This is a genomic window from Streptomyces sp. NPDC016851 (assembly GCF_055562795.1).
In genome coordinates, this window is record NZ_JBVHEP010000026.1 from 60,599 (window position 1) to 84,033 (window position 23,435).

Annotated in this window: 21 protein-coding genes; 12 read left to right on the plus strand and 9 right to left on the minus strand. The window is 70.1% G+C overall.

Annotated elements, in window-relative coordinates:
• Window positions 1–94 precede the first annotated feature (94 nt).
• Window positions 95–1,150 (minus strand): polyprenyl synthetase family protein, encoded by a 1,056-nt coding sequence (locus ACZ3I3_RS33020; protein WP_467371016.1) that lies wholly within the window; start codon window positions 1,148–1,150, stop codon window positions 95–97.
• On the minus strand, window positions 1,140–1,418 hold the full coding sequence (locus ACZ3I3_RS33025; RefSeq protein WP_467371017.1) for a polyprenyl synthetase: 279 nt from the start codon (window positions 1,416–1,418) through the stop codon (window positions 1,140–1,142). The genes ACZ3I3_RS33020 and ACZ3I3_RS33025 overlap by 11 nt, the downstream gene beginning before the upstream one ends.
• A gap of 267 nt (window positions 1,419–1,685) precedes the next feature.
• On the opposite strand from ACZ3I3_RS33025, the gene ACZ3I3_RS33030 reads away from it, so the two are divergent.
• Window positions 1,686–2,339, plus strand: a complete 654-nt coding sequence (locus tag ACZ3I3_RS33030; protein ID WP_467371019.1) for an NAD(P)H-binding protein — start codon at window positions 1,686–1,688, stop codon at window positions 2,337–2,339.
• A gap of 25 nt (window positions 2,340–2,364) precedes the next feature.
• Here the strand turns inward: ACZ3I3_RS33030 and ACZ3I3_RS33035 are convergent, their stop codons facing one another.
• Window positions 2,365–3,123, minus strand: a complete 759-nt coding sequence (locus ACZ3I3_RS33035) for a DeoR/GlpR family DNA-binding transcription regulator (RefSeq protein WP_467371020.1) — start codon at window positions 3,121–3,123, stop codon at window positions 2,365–2,367.
• 88 nt (window positions 3,124–3,211) lie between these two features.
• Between ACZ3I3_RS33035 and ACZ3I3_RS33040 the strand changes: the two genes are divergently transcribed.
• Complete coding sequence (locus ACZ3I3_RS33040; protein ID WP_467371021.1) at window positions 3,212–4,399, plus strand: MFS transporter; 1,188 nt, start codon at window positions 3,212–3,214, stop codon at window positions 4,397–4,399.
• A gap of 155 nt (window positions 4,400–4,554) precedes the next feature.
• On the opposite strand, the gene ACZ3I3_RS33045 is transcribed toward ACZ3I3_RS33040, so the two are convergent.
• Window positions 4,555–5,313, minus strand: a complete 759-nt coding sequence (locus tag ACZ3I3_RS33045) for a DUF899 family protein (RefSeq protein ID WP_467371023.1) — start codon at window positions 5,311–5,313, stop codon at window positions 4,555–4,557.
• Window positions 5,314–6,045: 732 nt separating this feature from the next.
• On the opposite strand from ACZ3I3_RS33045, the gene ACZ3I3_RS33050 reads away from it, so the two are divergent.
• The 3 genes from ACZ3I3_RS33050 (at window position 6,046) to murJ (ending at window position 9,190) form a co-directional block, all read left to right on the plus strand.
• Window positions 6,046–6,774: a hypothetical protein gene (locus ACZ3I3_RS33050; protein ID WP_467371025.1), complete on the plus strand. Its 729-nt coding sequence runs from the start codon at window positions 6,046–6,048 to the stop codon at window positions 6,772–6,774.
• A gap of 136 nt (window positions 6,775–6,910) precedes the next feature.
• A complete protein-coding gene (locus ACZ3I3_RS33055) occupies window positions 6,911–7,375 on the plus strand; it encodes a hypothetical protein (protein WP_467371026.1) in 465 nt (154 codons plus the stop codon).
• A 138-nt stretch (window positions 7,376–7,513) separates the two neighbouring features.
• Window positions 7,514–9,190 (plus strand): murein biosynthesis integral membrane protein MurJ, encoded by a 1,677-nt coding sequence (gene murJ / locus ACZ3I3_RS33060; protein WP_467371028.1) that lies wholly within the window; start codon window positions 7,514–7,516, stop codon window positions 9,188–9,190.
• Between the two features lie 3 nt (window positions 9,191–9,193).
• On the opposite strand, the gene ACZ3I3_RS33065 is transcribed toward murJ, so the two are convergent.
• Both ACZ3I3_RS33065 and ACZ3I3_RS33070 read right to left on the minus strand, forming a co-directional pair.
• A complete protein-coding gene (locus ACZ3I3_RS33065) occupies window positions 9,194–10,396 on the minus strand; it encodes a glycoside hydrolase family 1 protein (protein ID WP_467371030.1) in 1,203 nt (400 codons plus the stop codon).
• A 60-nt stretch (window positions 10,397–10,456) separates the two neighbouring features.
• A complete protein-coding gene (locus ACZ3I3_RS33070) occupies window positions 10,457–11,806 on the minus strand; it encodes a glycoside hydrolase family protein (protein ID WP_467371031.1) in 1,350 nt (449 codons plus the stop codon).
• Window positions 11,807–11,987: 181 nt separating this feature from the next.
• On the opposite strand from ACZ3I3_RS33070, the gene ACZ3I3_RS33075 reads away from it, so the two are divergent.
• From ACZ3I3_RS33075 to ACZ3I3_RS33090, 4 genes are all read left to right on the plus strand, one after another.
• The gene (locus ACZ3I3_RS33075) at window positions 11,988–13,010 is read left to right on the plus strand and encodes a LacI family DNA-binding transcriptional regulator (RefSeq protein ID WP_467371032.1); all 1,023 of its coding nucleotides are present in this window, start codon (window positions 11,988–11,990) and stop codon (window positions 13,008–13,010) included.
• Window positions 13,011–13,117: 107 nt separating this feature from the next.
• On the plus strand, window positions 13,118–14,458 hold the full coding sequence (locus ACZ3I3_RS33080; protein WP_467371034.1) for an ABC transporter substrate-binding protein: 1,341 nt from the start codon (window positions 13,118–13,120) through the stop codon (window positions 14,456–14,458).
• 61 nt (window positions 14,459–14,519) lie between these two features.
• Complete coding sequence (locus tag ACZ3I3_RS33085) at window positions 14,520–15,539, plus strand: carbohydrate ABC transporter permease (RefSeq protein WP_467371035.1); 1,020 nt, start codon at window positions 14,520–14,522, stop codon at window positions 15,537–15,539.
• 3 nt (window positions 15,540–15,542) lie between these two features.
• Window positions 15,543–16,385 (plus strand): carbohydrate ABC transporter permease, encoded by an 843-nt coding sequence (locus tag ACZ3I3_RS33090; protein ID WP_467371037.1) that lies wholly within the window; start codon window positions 15,543–15,545, stop codon window positions 16,383–16,385.
• 89 nt (window positions 16,386–16,474) lie between these two features.
• On the opposite strand, the gene ACZ3I3_RS33095 is transcribed toward ACZ3I3_RS33090, so the two are convergent.
• Window positions 16,475–17,470, minus strand: coding sequence for an aldo/keto reductase (locus ACZ3I3_RS33095; protein ID WP_467371039.1), 996 nt, complete (start codon window positions 17,468–17,470; stop codon window positions 16,475–16,477).
• Window positions 17,471–17,606: 136 nt separating this feature from the next.
• Here ACZ3I3_RS33095 and ACZ3I3_RS33100 point away from each other — a divergent pair, with 136 nt between their 5' ends.
• From ACZ3I3_RS33100 to ACZ3I3_RS33110, 3 genes are all read left to right on the plus strand, one after another.
• On the plus strand, window positions 17,607–18,467 hold the full coding sequence (locus ACZ3I3_RS33100) for a helix-turn-helix transcriptional regulator (RefSeq protein ID WP_467371120.1): 861 nt from the start codon (window positions 17,607–17,609) through the stop codon (window positions 18,465–18,467).
• 149 nt (window positions 18,468–18,616) lie between these two features.
• Complete coding sequence (locus ACZ3I3_RS33105; RefSeq protein WP_467371040.1) at window positions 18,617–19,063, plus strand: hypothetical protein; 447 nt, start codon at window positions 18,617–18,619, stop codon at window positions 19,061–19,063.
• Window positions 19,064–19,097: 34 nt separating this feature from the next.
• Window positions 19,098–19,655, plus strand: a complete 558-nt coding sequence (locus ACZ3I3_RS33110) for a hypothetical protein (protein WP_467371042.1) — start codon at window positions 19,098–19,100, stop codon at window positions 19,653–19,655.
• On the opposite strand, the gene yicI is transcribed toward ACZ3I3_RS33110, so the two are convergent.
• A complete protein-coding gene (yicI, locus tag ACZ3I3_RS33115; protein ID WP_467371043.1) occupies window positions 19,642–21,987 on the minus strand; it encodes an alpha-xylosidase in 2,346 nt (781 codons plus the stop codon). The two genes, ACZ3I3_RS33110 and yicI, sit on opposite strands and share 14 nt — an antisense overlap.
• Window positions 21,984–23,426 (minus strand): GH1 family beta-glucosidase, encoded by a 1,443-nt coding sequence (locus tag ACZ3I3_RS33120; RefSeq protein WP_467371045.1) that lies wholly within the window; start codon window positions 23,424–23,426, stop codon window positions 21,984–21,986. The genes yicI and ACZ3I3_RS33120 overlap by 4 nt, the downstream gene beginning before the upstream one ends.
• Window positions 23,427–23,435 lie beyond the last annotated feature (9 nt).

Genomic DNA, 23,435 nt, shown 5'->3' on the forward strand with positions numbered 1-23,435 from the left:
CGACTTGTCTTGGGACCGGCGACGGCCGGCGGCCGACGGGCGGGCAGGCGGCCGGTCGTGGCGGGTGGCGGTGAGAACCGGGGCGCGGGAGAGTTCAGGACAGGCGGTCCGCCGCGGACTGCGCCAGTGCGGTCAGAGCGCTGGAGGCGTGCGCCGGAACGTCCAGTTCGTGGAGAGCGCCGAGTGCCTCCCGGACACGTGCGCCGATCATGTTCTCGATGCGATCGGGCGCCTTCAGCCGGCGCATCATCTCGCGCACCGTGTCCAGGTCGTCCGTGTCCGGGCGGCGTCGGCCGAGCACGACCCGCAGCCGTTCGCGGTCCTCGTGGCCGGCGAGACGCCAGGTCTCTGCGAGCAGGGCCGTGGGCCGGTGGCCGCGCACGTCGTCGGTGTCGGCCTTGCCGGTGCGTTCCGGATCTCCGAACAAGCCGAGCAGGTCGTCCCGCAGCTGGAAGGCCTCGCCCAGCGGCAGCCCGTACGCGGAGTAGCCCTCGCGCAACTGCGCGCCCGCCCCGGCCAGAGCGCCGCCGATCAGCAGGGGCTGTTCGACGGTGTACTTGGCGGTCTTGTAGCGGATCACCTTCAGTGACGCGGTGGTGTCCGGACCGGCTCCGGTGCGCAGGATCTCCAGGCACTCTCCCGCGATGAGCTCGCGGGCCATCACCGACCACAAGGGGCGGGCCCGGGCGAGATAGGCGGCGGGCAGACCGCTGGTGGTGAACAACTGCCCGGCCAGCGCCATGAGCAGGTCTCCGACGAGCATCGCCAGTGACCTGGCGGCGGCGTCGGCGCGCGGACGCCGCCGCACGGCACCGCGCAGGGCGATGTGCGCGGTGGGGCGACCGTGCCGCAGCGGGCTGTCGTCGATGAGATCGTCGTGCACGACCGCAGCGGCGTGCACCAGCTCCATGGACGTCGCGGCCCGCACCAGTGCGTCGCTGTCCGGCTGTCCCGCCGCGCGCCAGCCCCAGTAGCAGAACGCCGCTCGCAGCCGCTTGCCGTCCGCCACCGCCGCCTCCAACTGCGCGGCCACCGGGGCCAGGAGCGGATCGATCGCGGCGAACTGATCGGCCTCCCGGGCGGCGAACTCGTGCAGTACCTCGTCGACACGGGACTTGAACGCGGCCGGCTCCCACCGGTCAGGCGCCATCGGCGGCCTTCCGGGCCTGGACGTGCCGGGCGAGGATCTCCAGGTGGGCCGGAGGCACGGCCGCGTACCGGTCCAGCGCCAGGCGCCCACGCGCCACCAGCTCGCTCTCGGCCTGCGCCGCCAGCTCTGCGGTATCCGAACGGCGCAGCAACCCCCGCAGCGTCCCCACCGCCGAACTCACCGTACTCACCGTCAGATCGGCCAACCCGGCCACCAGCAGCACCGCCTGCTCGTCCAGGCCGTCACACCGTCCCGCTTCTCGCGTCATGCTCTTCCCCCACTCACCCCACGTCCGGGCGGCGCCGGTCACGCGCCGTTCCTCCGAGCATTGGGCAGGCCGGGCACGAGAACATAAGAACTCACGATCGAGTGATCACATCGCTCGACTGTGCGGATTGCCGCTGCGGACAAGAGGCCCCGGCTCGCTGGTCACCCTGCTACCTGGAATACCCGCCTGGATGGGGATCGTTGATCACTCAGGCACCGGTCCGACGACGGTGCCCCACAATTACATCGAGAGATCGGAGTATCCGGCGTGGACGTCTTCATCATCGGCATCACCGGCGGTATCGGTGGCCTGCTCGCGCGGAAACTGCGCGAGAGAGGAGACGCCGTCCACGGGCTCGTTCGCCGGGACGACCAGCGGGCCGAACTCGCAACGCGGGGCGTTGACGCACGAGTCGGCGATCTCTCGAGCATGTCCGCCGAACAACTGGCCGCAGCATTCGGCGACGTCGACGTGGTCGTCTTCACTGCCGGATCGAACGGCGGTAGCAGGGAGGTCACGAAGGCCGTCGACGGCGATGGGGTCGTCAAAGCGATCAAGGCCGCACGCCTCGCCGGTGTGGAACGCTTCGTGTTGGTGTCGGTGCTCCCGGAATCATGGCGGGAGCGCGACCTCGGCGAGGAGGTCGAGTACTACTTCGCCGTGAAGAAAGGCGCAGACGTCGAGCTCAGCCGCAGTGATCTGAATTGGCTGATCCTGCGCCCCTCACTCCTTCTCGACGGTCCCGGGACCGGCACCGTGTCCCTCGGTCCCGCCGAACTCCACGGCGAGATCACCCGCGACGACGTCGCCGCCACCCTCGCCGAACTGCTCCACGAGCCCCGGATCGGCCGGCAGATCCTCGAACTCAACACGGGCCAGACATCCATCGAAGAGGCGGTCCGGGCGAACGTCCGCTCCTGACGTCCGCTCCTGACCGCCGGACGGTTCAGACGATCGTGACAGCGGTGCCGTTGTTCTCGAGTGCGGTGGTTTCGTCGGCGGGCGCGGTGGTGTCGGTGACGAGGATGTGCACCAGGGTGGAGGGGCCGACGTAGGCCTGGGTGGTGCGGCCGAGTTTGCTGCCGTCGGCAGCGGCGATGATGCGGCGTGCTGAGGCGATGACCGCCTTCTTCACCGCGGCTTCGTCGAGGTCGTAGGCGGTCATGCCGTCTCCGGCGGCCAAGCCGCAGCAGCCCAGGACGGCGGTGTCGAAGCGCAGCGCCGACAGCGAGGTGAGGGTGAGGGGCCCGATGAGGGCCCCCTCGCCGGCGCGAGGCCGGCCCCCGGGGACCAGGAGTGAGGTCGGTTCGGGGGCGTCGCTGAGGATGCCGATCGCCTGCAGCGACAGCGGCATGACGGTGACCTGCCGTCCGTGCAGCAGGCGTGCGACCTCAAGACAGGTCGTGCCGCTGTCGAGCAGAACGGTCTCGCCGTCGGCGATGAGTGAAGCCACCTCCGCCGCGATCCGGCGCTTGGCGTCCATGGCTTCGTGGGCGCGCAGCGCGAAGGGAGGTTCGTCTCCGCGCAGGAGCAGGGTGCGCGCGCCGCCGCGGAACCGTTCGAGGACGCCTTGCGACGCCAGGTGGTCCAGATCGCGACGGACGGTCATCTCCGAGGCACCTGTCAGGTCGGCGAGTTCGGTGACCGTGGCCGTTCCTGCCTCCTGGACGGCCTGGGCGATCAGTCGGTGACGCTCACTGCTCATACCGCGATTCAACACCACTACGAGCGAACAGTGAAACTGTTCGTAGTGCGCGGTTTCGAACAATGAATCTGTTCGTTAAGGTGTCCGCATGGAAAGAGTGCTGCGCGCATCTCGCGTCGTGACGTTTGTCTATTTCGTACTCAATGGCACGTTGCTGGGCATGTGGGTGGTGCAGATCCCGGCCATCGAGGAACGCGTGGGCATCAGCCACGCTGCCCTGGGCGGGTTCCTCGTGCTGTTGGGTGCCGGGGCCTTCGCCGGCATGCAGGTCGGCGGGCGACTGTCCGACCGGCTCGGCACACGCGCCGTCGTCCCCCTGGCCGGAGTGCTGTGCAGCGCGACCCTGCTACTGCCCGGGCTGGCCCGGGAACCGTGGGCCCTCGGAGCGGCTCTCGTGCTCTTCGGATTCGGGAACGGCACCCTCGACGTCAGCATGAACGCGCATGCCGTGCAGGTGGAGAAGGCGTACGGGCGACCCGTCATGTCGGCCTTCCACGCCACGTTCTCCGTCGGCGGTGTCCTGGCCGCGCTCGCCGGTGCCGCGGCGATCGACATCGGCTGGGACCCGGCCACGACACTGGGCACCGCCGCAGGCCTCGGCGTCATCGTCGCCCTGCTGGCCGCTCGCGGCCTCCTGCCCACCGTGCCGGCCACCCCCGTGGCCAATGCCGAGGGGGAGCCTGAGGTGAAGAAGCGCGCTGTCCCCGCCCGGATCTGGCTCCTGGCCGTCCTGGCTCTGCTGGTCATGCTGTGCGAGGGAGCCGCCAACGACTGGAGCGTCCTCCACCTCGAGTCCGTCCTGGACGCGCCGGAGAGCACCGCCGCCTTCGCCTACGGGACCTACGCGGCCACCATGACCGTCGGCAGGCTCCTGGCGGACCGGATATCCGCGCGGTTCGGGCCGGTCGCCGTGCTGCGGTACGGCGCGGCCCTGGCCGCCGTCGGTATCACGGTCGTGGCCCTGTCGCCCTGGATCTGGGCGGCGCTGACCGGCTGGGCGCTGTTCGGCCTGGGGCTGTCCGGGTGCATCCCCCAACTCTTCAGCGCCGCAGGACACGCCGACCCCGCAGCCGCGGGCACCAACGTCTCCCGGGTCGCCGGACTCGGCTACATCGGCATGCTCGCAGGCCCCGCCGTCATCGGCTGGATGACCCATCTCATGGCGCTCAACCACACGTTCCTGCTGCTCACCCTGTTCTGCGCGACCGCCGCCGCGGCGGCCGGCATCCTGCGCCCCTCTCCGGACCGTCCGCGTCCGGTCGAGCTGACCTCCTGACCCGGCTGCGCCGCGCTTCCTCCTCGATGGTGCCGTAGGCGCAAAGATGAGGGGACAGGACCTGGAAGCCACCGGCCCTCCGGCCGCCCGCCGGCCGTCCAGCCAGGCGGGCGCCGGGAGCGCAGCCCACACCACCCGCGACCCCGCCGACGGCTTCAGGAGCAGCAGCCCGAACTGCCCGTGCCCGCCTGTCCGTCGTGGATGCCGTCGTCGTGCCCGGCGGCGATACGCGCCCATTGCGCGGTCGGCCGCCCGTCCTTTCGGAACTGTTGACCGCGGGTCTCGTACGGCTGCGGCCAGCCCGGCGGGCAGTCCTCCCAGGTCTCCTGCCGCCCGTGGACCGTCATGTCCAGGATGCCGTACGACGGCGCCATGGGTTCGACGCCGCGGCCGGTGGTCCAGTACGTCTCGAAGACACGGTCCCCGTCGCGGAGGTAGCACGCCTTCATCCCGAAGTGTCGGCCTGCGACGAGCCGTTCGTGCGACTCGGCGGGTACGGAGTACCAGGGCAGGTCCCAGCCCATGAATCGGCGGTAGCGGTCCGACTCCTCGTAGGGCCCCTGGCAGAAGACGGCGAACGTGACATCACGCTGGTGCAGATAGGACAGTTCGCGGACCTGGCCGGTGAAGAAGGTGCAGCCCTCGCACTGCTCGGCAGCGGGGCGGCCGTCATGCCACATGTGGTACGAGACGAACAGCTGGGTGCGGCCCTCGAAGACGTCGATCAAGGGGACGGGCCCCTTGCCTCCGACGAGCGGGGCCGAGGCGTCCACCTCCGTCATGGGCAGACGGCGCCGGGCGGCGGCGATCGCGTCGCCCTCCCGGGTGTGCGCCTTCTCCCGGGTACGAAGGGTGTCGATCGCGGCCAGCCACTCCACACGGGAGACGACAGGCGGCGTGTTCTGTGCAGTCATGCAGGTACTGACCCGGCAGCCCGCGAGAACTCATCGTTCCAGGGCCCATGTGTTCGGAACGCATTCGAAATGCATCGGAGCGCTGTTCCACCGTTGAAGCGGTGCTCACTTCCTCCCCAGACTCGTCACCGTTCATCCCGCCCGCTCACCGGGTCGGGTCCGGACCCAACCGAGGAGTAGTCATGCTCAACAGGCTCGGAAACCTGGGCACCTCCCTGCTGGAACGGGGAGCCGTCGATCAGCCCCTGCTGACGGCGGAGCACTGGCCGACCGGGGGAGGGCGTACCGCTGCCGTTCCGGTGCGCGCGAGCCGCGATCTCCCGGTACGTCAGCCCGGACCACGCTTTGAGCGCACGCATGCGGTCGACGAAGGACCTGGGGTCGGAAACGTCGTCGGGGCGGGGCGAACCGTGCTGCCTCATCTCGTGGCCTCTCGTGAGTGTGCGGGGCGGGGGAGTCACTGCGACGTCGCAGCCCGATGGTGACCATCCGCCCGGTCGGCCGCAAGACACCTACGGCTCCACGGGTGTCCCGGACACCGAGCACCCCCGGGACCTGCGCGTTCCGGACTGTCCCGGACGGCCCGGCGGCTGTCCGGCTCACGCCGGGCACGGCCCTCGCCGGGGATCACGCAAACGCGCGGGCCTCCGCGACAACGACACAGGACGGGAACAAAACCAGCCCCCTCACTTGGCATAGTGGACCCCGCCAGAGTGGCGGGGAAGGAAGGTCATGCACGAGGAACCGGAGCGCTACCGGGTCGAGTTCGCGAGTGGTACCGCCGCCTCGGTGGCGAAGCGGCGCTCGTTCCGCGACCGCGAGCGCAATGACATCGAGCCCGATCTGCCCGGCTGGCCTCCCGGCCGGACCTTCGCGGTGCGGGGGTTCTTCGGCAAGCTCGGCCGGCACGTCCAGACCGTCGTCACCGGGCTCCTGATGCTGCCGCTCCACATCATCGCCGACGCCCTGGGCAGCCCCGCGTCGCCGGAGAAGCGGGGGAAGCTGGAGGAGCGTGAGAACGAGGTCGACGACTTCCCCGTCATGTGGGCGGGCGCGGGCGAGACGGCTCGCACGCTGCCCTGGCAGCTCGATCCCTCCCGGCGGCCCTGGCGCATGGTGACCGAGATCGAACTGGCGGAGTCGGAAGGGCTGGTGCGCGTCCTGTCGTACGAGAACACGGCGCGTGGCAATCGGTTCGTCTCATGGGGCGGCGGCGAGAAGGTTCCGGGATCCGAGGCCGTCCTCTGGTCGGTGCCCCGGGAGGACATCGCCGGCGCGGAGATCAAACCGTTCAGCGTGGCCGAGTCCGACTTCAAGGTCTCCTTCCGCGATGGTTCGTGGGCCCGGCTGACGACTTCGCCGCACGGCGCCCGGGAAATCGTCGCCCTTCTCAATTCGGGGACACCCAGCCGGTCCAGCCACGCCGAGGCGATCCACGTCCCGCCCGCCAACAGCCTTTAACAGGCCGGTTTCAGGGGCGCCGGTTGGCGGCAGATCGAGTACAACACCGCCGCAACACAGTGCAGTCCCTGTTTTGGACCGACGGGCACTGAGGAGCCATCGAAGGTGCACGGGCGCGCGACGAAGGAGGAAGACCGTGCCGTGGACGGACAAGTTGGAAGCGCTAGCCGCAGCCGTTGGAAGCGCAGCCGCTCTCGTCGGTCTGGCCACGGTGATCGTTCAACTGCGCCACCTCACAGAAGGGCTGCGCTCGTCCGCCCGCCGGGCCACCTACGACATCGGAATTCAGATCAAGCTGACCCTCATCGAGCACCCGCACATACGGCCCTTCTTCTTCGATAACACTCCGGTTCCGCCTGATCACCCGGAGGCCAGCCGCATCGCCTCACTCGCCGAGCTCTACTGCATCTACTTCCAGGAGATCGCCGAACAGTCCCGCAACGTGAGGCCGAAGGATCGCATCGCCTGGAAGTCACTGGTGCGATCCATGTACCAGTCGAGTCCGTCGATACGCGGCCAGTTCGAATGCCACCTTCCCTGGTACTCGGCGGAGCTCCGCGAATTCGTAGAAGACCTTCAGCGTGACACGATGGCGCGGTGACGCCACCGCCCAGGACGAACGGGACGCGGCGACGGGACTAGGGACGTGCTGCGGCGCCCGGCGCCGGTCGCGCAGGTCAAGTCCGAGGAGAAGGTCTGCGCCTCCAGACAGAGAGCTCTGCATCGTAGATTTGTGCCCATGATCGAGGAAACGTCGTCCGAGCGATTACAGCGGTCCACGAGACGGAGGCACGCTGCCCCGAAGAAGGCGAAAGGCGAGGGCGGACTGCTGCGTTCGTCGGCGCTGATGGCGGCGGGCACCGTGGTCTCGCGTGCCACCGGGCTGATACGGCAGGTGCTGCAGGCCGCCGCGCTGGGCACCGGGCTGCTGGCCACCACCTACAACCAGGCCAACACCGTGCCGACCAGTTTGTACTTCCTGCTGATCGGCGGCGCACTGAACTCCGTCCTGGTCCCCCAACTCGTCCGGGCCCGCGCAGAAGATGCCGACGGCGGCGCCGCCTTCGAACAGCGCCTGGTCACCCTGGTGTTGTGCGTCCTCGGCGTGGGAACCGCGCTGGCCACGTGGGCCGCCCCTGAGATCATCAGCGTCTACCAGCAGGACACACCCGCCACGCACGACGCGTTCGAGCTGACCGTGACCTTCGCACGCTTCCTGCTTCCGCAGATCTTCTTCTACGGCGTGTTCAGCATCTTCGGTCAAGTCCTCAATGCCCGGAACCGGTTCGGCGCGATGATGTGGACCCCGGTCCTCAACAACCTGGTCCTGATCGCCATGTTCGGCCTCTACCTCGGCCTGATGACCGCGCCCGAGCGGGTCTCGGACATCACCGACGCCCAGGTCAGGCTGCTCGGGATCGGGACAACCCTCGCCCTGGCTCTGCAGGCGCTCACCTTGATCCCCTACGCCCACGCGGCCGGTTTCCGGTTCCGGCCACGCTTCGACTGGCGCGGCACCGGCCTGCGCAAGAGCGTGAACGCGGCCCGCTGGACGCTGCTGTTCGTGCTGGCCAACCTCGTGGCGAGCACCGTGGTCACCCGCCTGGCCTCCTCCGCCGACGCCGCTCTGCCGCACGACGGCGTCGGCTACACCGCCTACAGCTACGCCCAGCAGATCTGGATGCTGCCCCAGTCGATCGTGACTGTCTCCCTCGTGACAGCGCTGCTCCCGCGCATGAGCCGAGCAGTGACGGAGCACCGTGTCGACGATCTGCGCGCCGACCTGTCCCGCGCGCTGCGGATCAGCGGTGTCATCGTCGTCCCGGCCGCCTTCTTCTTCCTCGCCTTCGGTCCGCAGATCGCTCAACTGCTGTTCGCCCACGGCACCGCCGACGCGGCCGCCACCGTCTCGCTGGGCCACATGCTGCAGGCCTTCGGACTGGGACTGATCCCGTTCTCCGCCCAGTACCTCCTGCTGCGCGGCTTCTATGCCTTCGAGGACACCCGCACGCCTTTCCGGATGGCGCTGTGGATCAGCGGCATCAACATCGCGCTCGCCACGGCCTGCCACTTCCTGCTGTCCCCGCGCTGGGCGGTCACGGGGATGGCCGCCGCCTACGCTCTGTCCTACGCGGTCGGCCTCCTGCTGACCGCTGTGCGCCTGCGGCGACGCACGGAGGGTCTCCTCGACGGCCGGCGGATCTGCCGCACCTACGCGAAACTCACCGCGGCCGCCACCGCCGCCGGTGCTGCCGGGTGGCTCCTCGCCCGCTCCTGCAGCCAGAGTCTGACATCAGTCTCTTGGACGCCCGCCCTTTCCCTCGCTGCGGGCGGCACCGCCATGGTCCTGCTGTTCCTGCTCCTTGCACGCCTCCTGCGGATCCAGGAGCTGCGCGGCCTGCCGGGGCTGGGGTGAATTTCAGGAGATGGCTCGGGGAAGAACGCCGGTTCGGGCCAGTCCGCCGAGCCAGGCCGCGGAGGGCTTGGGGGTGCGTGCGAAGGTCTCGGGATCGACGGAGATGAGGCCGAAGGTGGGTTTGTAGGAGCCCCACTCGTAGTTGTCGAGGGCGCTCCAGTGGAGGTAGCCACGTACGTCGAGGCCGTCCTCCAGGGCGGCGGAGACTTCCTGGAGCGCTCCGGTGGTGTAAGCGATGCGGCGTGTGTCGTCGCCGGTGGCGATGCCGTTCTCGGTGACGATCAGGGGGACGTCGCCGACGATCTCGGCGGTGTGGCGCAGGGCGTAGCCGACCGCTCGGGGGTAGTACTCCCAGCCGGTGAGAGTGCGTTCGGCGTCGTCGGGGGCGGGGAGCGGGCCGTCCGTGCTGATCCTGGTGCGGGTGTAGGACTGGACGCCGATCCAGTCGTCGTCGCGGGCGGCTTCGATGAAGACGTCTTCGCGGGGGTGGCTGTAGGCGGCGGTGGCGGCCTCGGCGCCGGGCAGGGCCTGGTAGACCTGGTTGGCGACGGACCAGCCGGCCTGGATGTCGGCGGAGATCGCCTTGACGGCGGCCGTCGCACGGTGGTGCGCCTGGATCAGGGCGTCGGTGGTGGCCTTGTCGGGCAGTACGAGCCCTGCCGTGGGGGGTGCTTCGGTGCCCAGGTCGCGGACGGCGCCGGCCACCGCGATCATGTTGGGTTCGTTGATGGTGCACACGTGCCGTACGCCGGTGCCGATGACCGGCGCGGTCGCCTGCACGTACCGCTCGAAGAGGTCGGCGGCGCCGTCGGCGGTCCAGCCTCCGCGTTCGGCGAACCAGCGCGGGACGGTGAAGTGGTGCAGGGTGACCATCGGGCGCAGACCGCGTGCGAGGGCGCCGTCGACCATGCGCCGGTAGTGGGCGATCTCGGCCTTGGAGAAGTGGCCGGGGACGGGCTCGATGCGGGCCCATTCGATGCTGAAGCGGTAGTCCGTGAAGCCGAGTTCGGCGAGCAGGTCCATGTCCTCGCGCCACCGGTGGTAGCTGTCGGCCGCGTCGCCGCTGGGCTCGGGGATGGAGCCGCCGCCGTGTTCCATGTGCCACCAGTCGCTGTTGACGTTGTTGCCCTCGATCTGGTGGGCGGCGGTGGAGGCACCCCACAGGAAGCCGTCGGGGAAGCGGAGACCATCGGCGGTGACGTTCATGGCTGGGCCTTTCCTGGGTCGTGCCGGGTGCCGGTCAGCGGGCGCGCGGGCTCTCGCCCGTCAGGGAGCGGAGGGGCCGGGCCAGATGGCTGAGGCGTCGTCGCGGTGGGGGTCGGGCAGCCGGATCGGGCGGACGGGAATGGTGCGTTCGCGTCCTTCCGTGACGGCCGTCCAGGGGGCGGGGCGGCCGGCGTAGCACAAGGTGGTCAAGGCGAACACACCGTCGGCGTAGACCTCGACGTATTCGCCGACGGTGAGGATGCGCAGGGCGGTGGCGGGTTCGCTCAGGACGGTCTCGCCGAGGCGGGCGCCGTCCGGGCCGGTGACCCAGAGGTTCTTGCCGTCGCAGCCCACCGCGAGGGCGGGGCGGTCGCCGTCCGTCGTGTCGGTCCGCAGCGTGATCTCGACGGGGCCGGATATGCCGACGTCGCCGACCGCGTGCAGGGCGGGCCGGTCCGTCTCCTCGCCGAGCCAGGCGTTCAGGCCGGGCCACCACTCCAGGCGGGGCGCCGCATCCTCGGGCGTGACCAGGAGTTTCGGCTGGGTGAGCATGCCGCGGCAGCGGTCACCGGTGTCGCTGAGGCCGACCCGGCGAGGTGTGGTGTGCAGTACGACGCGGGAGCCGTCGGGCGCTGCGATGACGCGCGGAGCGTAGGCGCCGGTCGGGCCGAGGGGGCCGCGCCGGGTCCAGGGCCCGCGCAGGCGGGGCGCGGTCCATGCCTCGAAGCCGCGGGTGGCGCCGATGGAGCCGAGCAGCAGCCAGGAGCCGTCGTCGAGACGTTCCAGGACCGGGCACTCCAGTTCGTTGACGTCACCGGGGGAGAGGAGCGGTGGGTGGACGGTCCAGTGCTCCAGGTCGTCGGAGGTGGCCCAGGCGACGCAGCCGCTGACCTCCACCGGGAGGGAGGCGTCGCTGGCGCAGACGGCCATGACCCAGCCGTCCGACTCGTCGTCGCGTACGACGAACGGGTCGCGCCAGCCCATGTGTTCACCCGTGCGGTACCAGCCCGGGTCCGCCTCGACGACCGGGCCGGTCCCATGGCGCCGCCACGCGGTGCCGTCCGTGCGGTCGGAGTACGCCAGCCCCACCGACTGGAGCGGCCAGCCGCCCGGCGTGAGCCCGCAGACGCCCGTGTAGAACATCGCCATTCCGTCGCCGTGCCGGATCGGATGCATCGTCCACACCGCCTGCTCGTCGAAACGGCCGGGCAGGCCGTTGCCGAAGGCGGTGCCCTGCGGCTCCCAGCGGACCAGGTCGGTGGAGGTGGCCCGGCCGTAGGAGGTCTCCATCCGCAGGTGGTCGAACTCCGTTGTCCAGGGGCCCTGCAGGTGCAGGACCGCGTACGTGCCGTCGTCGTCGCGCAGGAGGGCGAAGTCGTTCACGCAGAGGCCGGGCGGGGCGTATCGCATGCACAGTTCCTGTCGGCTCGACAGCGCCCAAACGTGTGCGCTGATACTTGATAACGAAAAGGTCTCCTGAGAACTGGCCCAAGTAAATATGAACGCAAACGCTTGCGCAACAAGGTGGGCGGGTTTACGGTCACGTCACCCACAGATCACACCGACGTGAAAACAACGGGAGGAATGCGTTGTGACGGCCAGCATCACCGATGTCGCCCGCGCCGCCGGCGTCTCGGCGTCCACCGTGTCCCGCGCGCTGCGCGGCCGACCGGGGGTCTCCGAGGAAGTGCGGGCGCAGATCACGGCCGTCGCCGCGCAACTCGGCTACACGGCCTCACGTTCGGCGGCGAGCCTGGCCAGTGGGCGCACCTTCACCATCGGCGTCGTGGTCCCGTACGTGGGCCGCTGGTTCTTCGGCACCGTACTGGACGCCGCCGAGCAGGTGTTCAGTGCCGCCGGGTACGACGTACTGCTGTACAACCTGCGTTCGCCGGAGACGCGCAAGCGTTTCTTCACCCGGCTCCCGGTCCGCAAGCGGGTGGACGCCGTGCTGTCGCTGCTCATCCCTGACGAGGAGGAGACCGCCGCACTGCGCTCACTCGGGGTGCCGCTGGCCACCACCGTCGGCGGCACCCGGCCCGGCTTCACCGTCGTCGGCATCGACGACAAGGCCGGCACCGAGAGCGCCGTACGGCATCTGGTGAACCTCGGCCACCGCCGCATCGGCATGATCTCGGGGTCCAGTGGTCCGCTGCACTGGACCACTCCCGTCGAGCGCAGACAGGCATATCTCGACGTCCTGGCCGATGCCGGGATCGAAGCCGATGCGGCTCTGGAGGCGGACGGTGACTACACCGTCGAGGGCGGTGAGCGGGCGATGACCGAGCTGCTGGCCGTCTCACGTCCGCCGACGGCCGTGTTCGCGCAGTCCGACGAGATGGCGATGGGCGCCCTGCGCGCGCTGCGCCGCCACCGGCTGAGGGTGCCGGACGACGTGTCCGTTGTCGGCTTCGACGACCACGAACTCGCCGACGTGGTCGGGCTGACCACCGTCGCCCAGCCGGTCGCCGAGCAGGGCGCCGAGGCCGCCCGGCTGCTGCTGCAGCAGTTGGAGGAACCCGGCGCCGAACCACCCGCCGGGCAGGTGCAGATGCCCACCCGCCTCGTGCTGCGCGAGACCACGGCACCGCCGCGCCCGCGCGGACCGCAGTAACTCCCCGAGCCCCACGCACCTGAATCACCCCCACCCACCTGAAGCACCCCCACGCACCTGAAGCACTCCCGCACTTCGAACCCTCGCCACAGCACGGAGGCACAGCCATGAGCTCGACCAGCAGAAAGTACCGCCGCACCGCCTGTACGGGCCTGGCCCTGGCCCCCTTGCTGGCGCTGGCCGCATGCGGCGGGGGCGGTGGTACCGATGCCTCCGCCGAAGCCGGGAGCGGCAAGGGCACCATCAGTGTCTGGGCCCATCAGGGCCAGAAGAACGAGGCCACCGCGCTGCAGAACGCGGTGAAGTCCTTCAACTCCTCGCAGAACAAGATCAAGGTCGATCTGAAACTGATACCCGAGGCCGACTACACCAAGACCATCACGGCCACCGACGCCGCCGAGCTGCCGGACGTGCTGGAGTTCGACGGCCCGACCATGGCGAACTTCGTCTACAACAAGAAGCTCGCCCCGATCGACACGTACGTCTCCGCCAAGACCCTGGACAACGCCACCGACGCGAGCAAGGCGCAGGGCGAGGTCGGCGGCAAGCACTACGGCCTGGGCATGTTCGACTCCGGCCTCGGTGTCTACGGCAACAAGAAGATGCTGGACGCGGCCGGGGTGAAGTATCCCAAGGGCCTGTCCGACGCCTGGACGGCGGAGCAGTTCACCGCCGCGCTCAAGAAGCTGAAGGCCAAGGACCCCGACGGCAAGACCGTCGACCTGCAGGAGTCCGGCGGCTACGCCAAGGAGTGGGGCACCTACGGCTTCGCTCCCATCGTCTGGTCCGCCGGAGGCTCCCTGCTCAAGGACGGCAAGGCGGAAGGCGCCCTCGACACCCCGGCCGTGACCTCGGCCCTGAAGACCTTCCAGTCCTGGAAGACCTACGTCGACCCCAACACCGACGGCAACGCCTTCGCCAAGGGCCGCGTCGCGCTCAGCTGGGTCGGCCACTGGATGTACCCCGCCTACAGCGAGGCCCTCGGCGACGACCTCGTCGTCTTTCCGCTGCCCGACTTCGGCAACGGCCCCAAGACCGGCCAGGGCTCCTGGGCCTGGGGCATCGGCGCCGACACCAAGAACGCCAAGGCGGCCGGCACGTTCCTGGACACCCTCCTGAACGACACCAACGTCACCGCCATGACGACCGCGAACGGGGCGGTGCCCGCCACCAAGACCGCGCTCGCCAAGAGCAGCCTGTACAAGCAGGGCGGCCCGCTGCAGCTCTTCGCCGACCAGCTCGCCAAGCCCTGCGGTGACAGCGACATCACCAAGTCCTGTGTCGCCGTCACCCGCCCGGTGACCGCCGGATACCCGACCGTCACCGCGAAGTTCAGCGAGGCCCTGAACTCCGTCTACGGCGGCGCCGACCCCAAGAGCGCCCTGGAGAAGGCCGCCCGCGCCATCGACCGGGACTTCTCCGACAACGCCGGCTACAAGATTCCGTAGGACCATCGGCCGGGGCGGGCCGCACACCGCGCGCCCGCCCCGCCGGGAACAGGACCCTCCCGTGACATCCGTGGAACCCGCGCCCGCCGTGCCGCCGCCCGGCCCGGGGCAGGCCCCGTCCGTGACCTCCGTGAAGCCCGCGCGTGCGAAGCGATCGATGCGATCGACTCGTCCGGGCCGCAAGAACCGCGACTGGCTGCACGGGCTGCTCATGTCCGCCCCGGCCGTGATCGGACTCATCGTCTTCGTCGGTGTGCCGTTCGGCTACGCCGTGGTGCTCTCCTTCTACAACGTCCGCCTCGGCTCCCCGCTCGAGCCCACCTTCTTCGGCCTGGAGCAGTACCGGCGGCTGTTCACCGACCCCGACCTGTCCGGGCCGTTCCTGCGGGCCCTGCTCAACAACCTGACCTTCGCCGTGGTCGTCGTCCCGGTGCAGACGGCCCTGGCACTCGGGCTGGCCATCCTGCTCAACCGCAAGCTCAAGGCCATCGGCCTCTTCCGGTCCCTGTTCTTCATGCCGGTCGTCTTCCCCATGGCGCTGGTCGCCGTGATCTGGCGCCTCATCCTGGCCCGCAGCGACCAGGGCATGCTCAACTCCGCACTGGACGCCGTGAGTCTCGGCAACTGGGGCGCCTTCGACTGGCTCGGCGACGGCGCCACCGCGATGGCCTCGCTCATCGTGCTGTCGATCTGGCAGGGCGTCGGCTTCCAGATGGTCATCCTCCTGGCCGGCCTCCAGCAGATCCCGGGGGAGCTCTACGAGGCCGCCGCACTCGACCGCGCCTCCCGCTGGCAGCAGTTCCGCCACGTCACCCTGCCCGGCATCCACGGCACCCTCGTCTTCGTCGCGATGCTCACCTCGGTGCTGTCCTTCCGGGTCTTCGACCAGGTGTACGTCCTCGTCCGCGGCGGCGGCCTGGACGAGGACGCCACCCGCACCGTGATGTACCAGGCCGTCACCACCGCCTTCGACCAGAACAACATCGGCCAGGCGTCCGCGATCACCGTCGTCTTCTTCCTGATCGTCGTCGTCCTGACGCTCATCCAGCGCCGCGTCGTCCGGCCCGGAATCGAGGACTGACCCATGGGCACGACCCCTACGCCCCTGCGCCGTTTCCTGGACTACGCCGTACTCAGCGTGCTGGCCCTCATCTTCATCCTGCCCGTGATCTATCTGTTCCTGGGCAGCCTCAAGCCGTCCGACGAGGTCCTCAACGGCCTGTCCGGCTTCCTCCCCACCCACCTCTCCTTCGACAACTACTCCGCCGTCCTCGACAGCCTCGACTCCGACAGCACCGGCTACTTCTGGCGCTTCATGGGCGTCTCACTGCTGCTGGCGTTCGTCGTCGTCACCGGCGGCCTGTTCGTCAACTCGATGGCCGCCTACGGGCTGTCCCGGCTGAAGTGGCGTGGGCGGAACGCCGTCTTCACCCTCATCCTGCTGCTGATGCTGGTCCCGTTCGAGTCGGTGGCGGTGCCGCTCTTCTACATGTTCAACGACCAGCGCAACACCCTCCCCATCCTGGCGCTGCCGTTCATCGCCAACGCCTTCTCGGTCTACCAGTTCCACACGTTCTTCCGCTCGATCCCGCCGAGCATCGAAGAAGCCGCCCGCATCGACGGCGCGGGCCCCTGGCGCACGTTCTTCGCGATCATCGTCCCCATGTCGAAGCCGGCCTTCGCCTCCGTGGCGATCCTGACCTTCCTCATCCAGTGGGGCTCGTTCCTGTGGCCGGTGCTCATGGTCTCCGACCCTTCGGTGCGCCCGCTGCCGCTGGAGATGAGCGTCTTCCAGGGCCAGGAGCCCCCGGACTGGGGCCAGATCCTCGCCTTCGGTGTCCTCCTCGTCCTGCCCGTCCTGGTGGTCTTCGCCTTCTTCCAGCGGTGGTTCGTCCAAGGCGTCGCCAGCTCCGCCGTCAAGGGCTGAATGGGCGTCTTCGAACGTGCTCGACGTCCGCTCAGAACCCCCGGCCCGCGTTCGTCGAAAGCGAGCACTCCCAGCTTGGAGGGGCGGACTCAGTTGCCGACGCCGAGGCCGGACATGAACGCGGACGGGTATCGGTCGCCGCGTGCCGCGCCCGGCGGCACCGCCTTCTCGATCTCGGCGAGGTCGTCCGCGGTGAGGCTCAGCTCCATCGCGGGCAGCGCCTCGGCCAGCCGCTCGCGGGTGCGGGCGCCGACCAGCGGCACGATGTCGTCGCCCTGTGCGGCCACCCAGGCGATGGCCAGTTGAGCAACCGTGCACCCCTTCGCGTCGGCGACCCGGCGCAGCGCGTCCACGAGGGCGAGGTTGTGTTCCACGTTCCCGCTGGAGAAGCGCGGGCTGAAGCCGCGGCTGTCGCCGGGCCCGGCGGTGCGGCCGGCGGACCAGTGCCCGGAGATGAGGCCGCGGCTGAGGACTCCGTACGCGGTCAGGCCGATGCCGAGCTCCCTCAGCGTGGGCAGAACGTCCGCTTCCACGGCACGGGAGATCAGTGAGTACTCGATCTGCAGGTCGGCGACCGGGTGCACGGCATGGGCCCGGTGGATCGTCGCCGCGTCGACCTCCGAGAGGCCGAGGTGCCGGACGTACCCGGCGTCGATCATCTCCTTGACGGCACCAACCGTCTCCTCGATCGGTACCGCCGGGTCCAGCCGGGCGGGGCGGTAGATGTCGATGTGGTCGGTGCCCAGGCGGGTCAGCGAGTAGGCCAGGAAGTTCTTCACCGCCTCGGGACGGCTGTCCATCCCGCCGAACTCCGGGCCCGGCCCTCGCAGCATGCCGAACTTGACGCTCAACCGGTAGCTGTCCCGGTCCCGGCCACGCAGCGCCTCGGCGAGCAGCAGCTCGTTGTGGCCCATGGCGTAGAAATCGCCCGTGTCGATCAGCGTGACGCCGGTCTCCAGCGCCGCGTGGACGGTGGCGATGCTCTCCGCGCGGTCGGCCTTTCCGTAGGCGCCCGACATGCCCATCGCGCCCAGGCCCAGCGCGGAAACGGCCGGGCCGGTGGTGCCCAGGGTTCGTGTCTGCATCGCGTTCTCCTTCGTCGTCGGTCCGCCACCCACCCTGGGCCCGCGCGGCGACGTACGGGAGCGGAGCGTTCGTCCTGGGAGAGACGCTCCCTGGATCGCCCCGGCCGCTGCGAGGACCATGAAGACCATGGGGACCATGCAGCGTGACCAGCTCGCCGACTTCCTGCGCCGCCGCCGTGAGGCGATGCGTCCGGCCGAGGTCGGCATCGCGGACGGCCCCCGCCGCCGCACCTCCGGCCTGCGCCGGGAGGAGGTGGCCACGCTCGCCGGCATGTCGGTGGACTACGTCGTCCGCCTCGAACAGGGCCGCAGCAGCCAGCCCTCGGTCCAGCTGCTCGGCGCACTGGCCCGGGCGCTGCGCCTCTCCGACGACGAGCGCGACCACCTGTTCCACCTGGCCGGCCACCAGCCCCCACCCGCCGACGCGGTGGCCCGCCTGGCCCGAGCCGGCCTGATCCGCATGCTCGACCTGCTCGGCGACACCCCGGCCCTGGTCCTGTCCGACCTGGGCGAGGTCCTCGCCCAGAACCGGGCCGCCCTCCTGCTCGCTGGCGACCTCACGGGCTTCTCCGGCGACCGCCGCTACGCCGCATACCGCTGGTTCACCGACCCCGCGGCCCGCGCCGTCACCCCGCCCGAGGAGCAAGAACGCTACGCCCGCCGGCTCGTGGCCGACCTGCGCGCGGCCGCCGGCCGCCGGACCGGCGACTCCGTGGTCACCGGACTCGTCGACCGGTTGCAGACCGCGAGCGCCGACTTCCGCCGGATCTGGGACGAGCACGAGGTGGCGGTCAGGCGAGCCGACCGCAAGACCCTGCTGCACCCCCGGGTCGGCCACCTGCTGCTGGACTGCGAAACCTTGGTCACCCCCGACCAGGGCCAGCAGCTGGTGGTGCTCACCCCTGCGGACGCCGGGACCCGCGAGCGGCTGGAGCTGCTGCGGGTCATCGGTGTCGAGGAATTCCCCACGGGGGCGACGGACCCGACGGCAGGGTGAAGCGCCCGGCCACGGGGCAGCGGCTGAACCGGGTCCACGGGACCGGTCCCGGACGCCCGTCCCTAGCATCGGCAGACGGCAGCAGCTGCCTGCGGCTCCTTCATCACAGATGCGGGGTGTGCCGGAGATTCCTGCAAAGGGGGATGGTCATGGGGCAGGTACGGGAGGGGGCACGGCTGGGGGCTCGGGTCGTCGGCGGCGTCATCGGCCTGGCCGTGGTGTACGTGATCGGGGTGTTCGTCTTCGGCGGCGCCGGGTGGATCACCGCCCCGTTCCGCGGTGAGGCGGACAAGCGCGAGAACACTGTCGGCTCAGGCCAGTTCCGGCAGACCGCGTACGAGGAGTTCTTCGGTCTGTGCGAGGCCGTACAGAACGCCGAAGGGACGATCCAGGCGCTCCAGGAGGAGCGGAAGACCGCTTCTCAGACGCGAACGACGCAGATCGACCAGTCGATCACCGCGCTGAAGGCCACGCGGATCGAGTCGGTCAACGCCTACAACTCGAAGGCCGCCCAGGAGCACCGCGCGCCCTTCCGTGACAAGGATCTGCCGTACCGGCTGGATGCCACGGCCGAGCGCACGACGTGCACCAACTGATCCCCGTCTCGTCCAGGGAAGAAGGGCACACCGCATGAAGAAGTTCCCACGCACGGCCCTGGCCGTCGTCGCGCTCCTCGTGGGCCTCGCCCTGACGTCCTGCACGGACTCCAGCCAGGACAAGGAGAACAAGGCCAAGCAGGAGAACTACGACCACCTCGTGGCCCAGCAGCCGGCGGGTCGCATGGAGTACTCGCCGACCCGCGAAGCGATCAACCAGTGGATCAACACGTGGGGGAAGCGGGGCAAGCTCTCGTACGTCTACATCCAGAACGCCAAGGGCGAGTACGGGTACTTCGTCATGAAGGGCCTGCCGGTGCCGCGCTGCAAGATGCTCACGCCGACGGAGAAGGCGGAGTCCTCCTCCCACGGTGTCGCGGTCATCGCGCAGCCCGGCATGGACGGCACGTACTCGTCGGGTTCCACCTGCAACGCCTACTACGGTTTCGACGCCACGACGGGCGCGTACATGGAGTTCACGGTCGGCACGAACCAGTCGTTCTTCCTGTTCGACAAGCCCATGACCATGCCGGAGTACGCCAGCGCCAAGCAGTTGGGGCCGACCTCGGTGAAGGACGTCAGCTCCCGGTGAGCCGTGCCGTGAGGCGGGCCGTGCCCGCGGACACGGCGAGAAGAGTGCCGAGCGAGGTCCGCTCGGCCGACGCCGGCCATCCCGTGTCGCCGGGTTCCGCCTGCGCTCCGACCAGGAGCACCTGCCACGGTCCCGGTGCTCCCTCCGCGTCGACCGTGACCGTGTCGCCGTCGCGGGTCGTCCGGAAGACGGCCGCCGCCCCGTCCCGGGCGCGCGGGGCCGGGATCCGCGTCACGACCGTCGCACCGTCGACGGGCGCGTGGACCCGCAGCGTCACCCCGTGCGCCCAGTCGTACTCCGCCGCGTCGTCGCTCTCGCCGTACGGGATGACCGAGCCGGGCCGGGCCAGCAGGGGCAGGCTGTCGTGGCCGTACCGCTCGCGCCGCCAGCCCGGACCCTGGACCTGTTCGCCCGACAGCAGATGAGTCCAGGTGCCGTCCGGGACGTAGTGGTCGACGACGCCGTCGGCCGAGAACACGGGGGCCACGAGCAGGTCGTCGCCGAGCATGTACTGCCGGTCCAGGGTGTGGCAGGCCGGGTCGTCGGGGAACTCCAGGACCATCGCCCGCATCACCGGCGTGCCGCGCTCGGCGGCCTGCTGCGCCGCGCGGAACAGATAGGGCATGAGCCGGTGCTTGAGGCGGGTGAAGTCGCGGGTGACCGCGACCGCCTCCTCGTCGTAGTCCCACGGCACCCGGTACGACTTGCTGCCGTGCAGCCGGCTGTGCGACGACAGCAGCCCGAACTGCACCCACCGCTTGAACACCTCGGGCGTCGGCGTGCCCTCGAAGCCGCCGATGTCATGGCTCCAGAAGCCGAACCCGGACAGGCCGAGCGACAGCCCGCCGCGCAGCGACTCGGCCATCGCGCCGAAGTGCGACTCGCAGTCGCCGCCCCAGTGCACCGGGAACTGCTGTCCGCCCGCCGTCGCCGAGCGGGCGAAGAGCACGGCCTCACCGGCGCCCCGGGCCTCGCTCAGCACCTCGAAGACCGTCTCGTTGTAGAGCTGGGTGTAGTAGTTGTGCATGCGCTCCGGGTCGGAGCCGTCGTGCCAGACCACATCGGTGGGGATCCGCTCGCCGAAGTCGGTCTTGAAGCAGTCGACGCCCTGCGCGGCGAGCGCGCGCAGCTTGCCCGCGTACCACTGGCGTGCGCCCGGATCGGTGAAGTCGACCAGGGCCATGCCGGCCTGCCACAGGTCCCACTGCCACACGTCGCCGTTGGCCTTGCGGACCAGGTAGCCGTGCCGCTTGGCCTCAGCGAACAGCGCGGACTTCTGCGCGATGTACGGGTTGATCCACACCGACACGCGCAGGCCGTGCTCCTCCTTCAGCCGGCGCAGCATGCCCTCCGGGTCCGGGAAGACCTCCGGGTCCCAGGTGAAGTCGCACCATTGGTACTCGCGCATCCAGAAGCAGTCGAAGTGGAAGACGCCCAGCGGGATGTCGCGCTCGGCCATCCCGCGCACGAACCGGTTCACCGTCTCCTCGTCGTACGAGGTCGTGAACGACGTCGACAGCCACAGCCCGAACGACCAGGCCGGCGGCAGCGCCGGGCGGCCGGTCAGCGCCGTGTAGCGGTCCAGGACGTCCTTGGGCGTCGGACCGTACACGACGAAGTACTCCAGCGACTGGTCCTCGACGCTGAACTGCACCTGCCCGACGGCCTCCGAGTCGACCTCGTAGCTCACCTTGCCGGGGTGGTTGACGAAGACGCCGTAGCCGCGGTTGGTGAGGTGGAAGGGGACGTTCTTGTACGCCTGCTCGCTCGCGGTGCCGCCGTCGGCCTGCCAGATGTCCACGCTCTGGCCGTTCTTCACCAGCGGCGTGAACCGTTCGCCGAGCCCGTACACCAACTCGCCGACGTCGAGCGCGAGTTGCGCCAGCGAGTAGTGGCTGCCGTCGCCCGTGACCGCGAAGCCGGTACCGCGCGCCTTCGCCGAGGTGAGGACGCGACCCTCCGCGGCGAAGTCCAGCCGCCACGGGGCCGCGGTGTCCACTTGCAGGGACAGCTCCCCGGCCGTGAGTTCCAGCAGCGAGCCCTCGCGGGTGACCCTTGCCGCGTGCCCGGGCTCGGTGCGCAGCGCGAACTCCGGGCCGCGCTCGGCAGCGCCCGCGTGATGGGTGGAGCGGATACCGATCACGCCCTCGGCGGGGGACCAGCACTCGACGGTCAGCAGCGGGCTGTTGAGGGTCTGGCCGCGGCGCGTGACGTGGCGCACGGGCGCGTAGAGCGTGAACCGGTCCTCGTCGACGCGGACATCGGCGACCTCCGCGGCGTACGAGGCCTGGACGCCTTCACGCATCATCCAGTAGCCGTCGGTGAACTTCATCGGGGGTCCTCACCAGGGGTGGTACGGGCGCGGTGGGCGGCGATCAGCCGCTGGTACCAGCGGTAGCTGTCCTTGGGTGTGCGTAGGTGCGTGTCGTAGTCGACCCGGACGATGCCGAAGCGCTGGCCGTAGCCGCGGGCCCACTCGAAGTTGTCCAGCAGCGACCACACGTAGTAGCCGCGCACGTCGACGCCCGCGCGCAGGGCGGCGGCGAGCGCGTCCAGATGGCTGTGGAGGTAGTCGATCCGCTCCACGTCGCGGACCCGGCCGTCGGCGTCGACGGTGTCCGCCTCCGCCGAGCCGTTCTCGGTGATCAGGATCGGCGGCAGCCCGGGGTAGCGTTCGGCCAGGTCGACCAGCAGATCCGTGAAGGTGTGCGGGACGACGGGCCAGCCCATGGTGGTGTGGCGGACGTCGTCGCGCCAGGTCTCCTCGGCCCGGACGTCGACCGCGGTGCGGGTGGCGGGGTCGGCGTCGCGGTACGGGGCGTCGGAGACGGTGATCGGCCGGTAGTAGTTGATGCCAACGAAGTCGAGCGGTGCACTGATGAGATCGAGGTCGCCGTCGAGGCGGTACGAGTCGTCGCCGCCGGGCAGCAGCTCGCCCCAGGTCTCGGCTTCGCGCTCCGGGTAGCGCCCGGCGAACAGCGGTTCGAACCACACGTCGTTGTGGAGCGTCTCGACGCGGCGTACGGCGGCCAGGTCGGCGGGGGAGTCCGTGGCCGGCAGCAGCCGGTCGGGGTTGAGCGTGATCCCGACCTCCCGTGCCCCCGCAGCGCGCAGCGCGCGCACGGCCAGCCCGTGGCCGACGAGCAGATGGTGTGCGGCGCCGAGCGCGCCGCGTCCCTCACGGGCGCCCGGGGCGTGGGCGCCCGCCGCGTAGCCGACGAAGGCGCTGCAGAAGGGCTCGTTGAGCGTGATCCAGCGGTCCACCCGGTCGCCGAGCCGGGCGGCGACCACCCCGGCGTACTCGGCGAACCGCTCCGCCGTCGCGCGCACCCGCCAGCCGCCCCGGTCCTCCAGGGCCTGGGGGAGGTCCCAGTGGTAGAGGGTGGCGGCGGGGGAGATGCCGGAGGCCAGCAGCTCGTCGACGAGACGGTCGTAGAAGTCGAGCCCGGCCGCGTTGACGGGGCCGGAGCCGGCCGGCTGGACACGCGGCCAGGCGACGGAGAAGCGGTAGCTGTCCACGCCCAGCTCGCGCAGCAGGGCGACGTCCTCGCGGTAGCGGTGGTAGTGGTCGCAGGCGACGTCACCGGTGGCCCCGTCCGCGACGCGCCCGGGCTCGCGGCAGAAGGTGTCCCAGATGGACGGGCCCCTGCCGTCCTCGTTGTACGCGCCCTCGACCTGGTAACTGGCCGTGGCGGCACCGAAGAAGAAGCCGGCCGGGAACTCGGGGAATGCAGGGAACTCGGGGAACTCGACGGACTCGGAGTAACTCACGGGAAGCAC

Coding starts and splice junctions, on each gene's coding strand:
- ACZ3I3_RS33065 (WP_467371030.1), bottom strand. CDS start 10,396: ATGAACGTCACCGCCGATGGTCTCCGCTTCCCCGACGGCTTCCTGTGG.
- ACZ3I3_RS33040 (WP_467371021.1), top strand. CDS start 3,212: ATGGAAAGAGTGCTGCGCGCATCTCGCGTCGTGACGTTTGTCTATTTC.
- ACZ3I3_RS33095 (WP_467371039.1), bottom strand. CDS start 17,470: ATGCAGACACGAACCCTGGGCACCACCGGCCCGGCCGTTTCCGCGCTG.
- ACZ3I3_RS33020 (WP_467371016.1), bottom strand. CDS start 1,150: ATGGCGCCTGACCGGTGGGAGCCGGCCGCGTTCAAGTCCCGTGTCGAC.
- ACZ3I3_RS33035 (WP_467371020.1), bottom strand. CDS start 3,123: ATGAGCAGTGAGCGTCACCGACTGATCGCCCAGGCCGTCCAGGAGGCA.
- ACZ3I3_RS33025 (WP_467371017.1), bottom strand. CDS start 1,418: ATGACGCGAGAAGCGGGACGGTGTGACGGCCTGGACGAGCAGGCGGTG.
- ACZ3I3_RS33050 (WP_467371025.1), top strand. CDS start 6,046: ATGCACGAGGAACCGGAGCGCTACCGGGTCGAGTTCGCGAGTGGTACC.
- ACZ3I3_RS33080 (WP_467371034.1), top strand. CDS start 13,118: ATGAGCTCGACCAGCAGAAAGTACCGCCGCACCGCCTGTACGGGCCTG.
- ACZ3I3_RS33045 (WP_467371023.1), bottom strand. CDS start 5,313: ATGACTGCACAGAACACGCCGCCTGTCGTCTCCCGTGTGGAGTGGCTG.
- ACZ3I3_RS33110 (WP_467371042.1), top strand. CDS start 19,098: ATGAAGAAGTTCCCACGCACGGCCCTGGCCGTCGTCGCGCTCCTCGTG.
- yicI (WP_467371043.1), bottom strand. CDS start 21,987: ATGAAGTTCACCGACGGCTACTGGATGATGCGTGAAGGCGTCCAGGCC.
- ACZ3I3_RS33090 (WP_467371037.1), top strand. CDS start 15,543: ATGGGCACGACCCCTACGCCCCTGCGCCGTTTCCTGGACTACGCCGTA.
- ACZ3I3_RS33105 (WP_467371040.1), top strand. CDS start 18,617: ATGGGGCAGGTACGGGAGGGGGCACGGCTGGGGGCTCGGGTCGTCGGC.
- ACZ3I3_RS33100 (WP_467371120.1), top strand. CDS start 17,607: ATGCAGCGTGACCAGCTCGCCGACTTCCTGCGCCGCCGCCGTGAGGCG.
- ACZ3I3_RS33070 (WP_467371031.1), bottom strand. CDS start 11,806: ATGCGATACGCCCCGCCCGGCCTCTGCGTGAACGACTTCGCCCTCCTG.
- murJ (WP_467371028.1), top strand. CDS start 7,514: ATGATCGAGGAAACGTCGTCCGAGCGATTACAGCGGTCCACGAGACGG.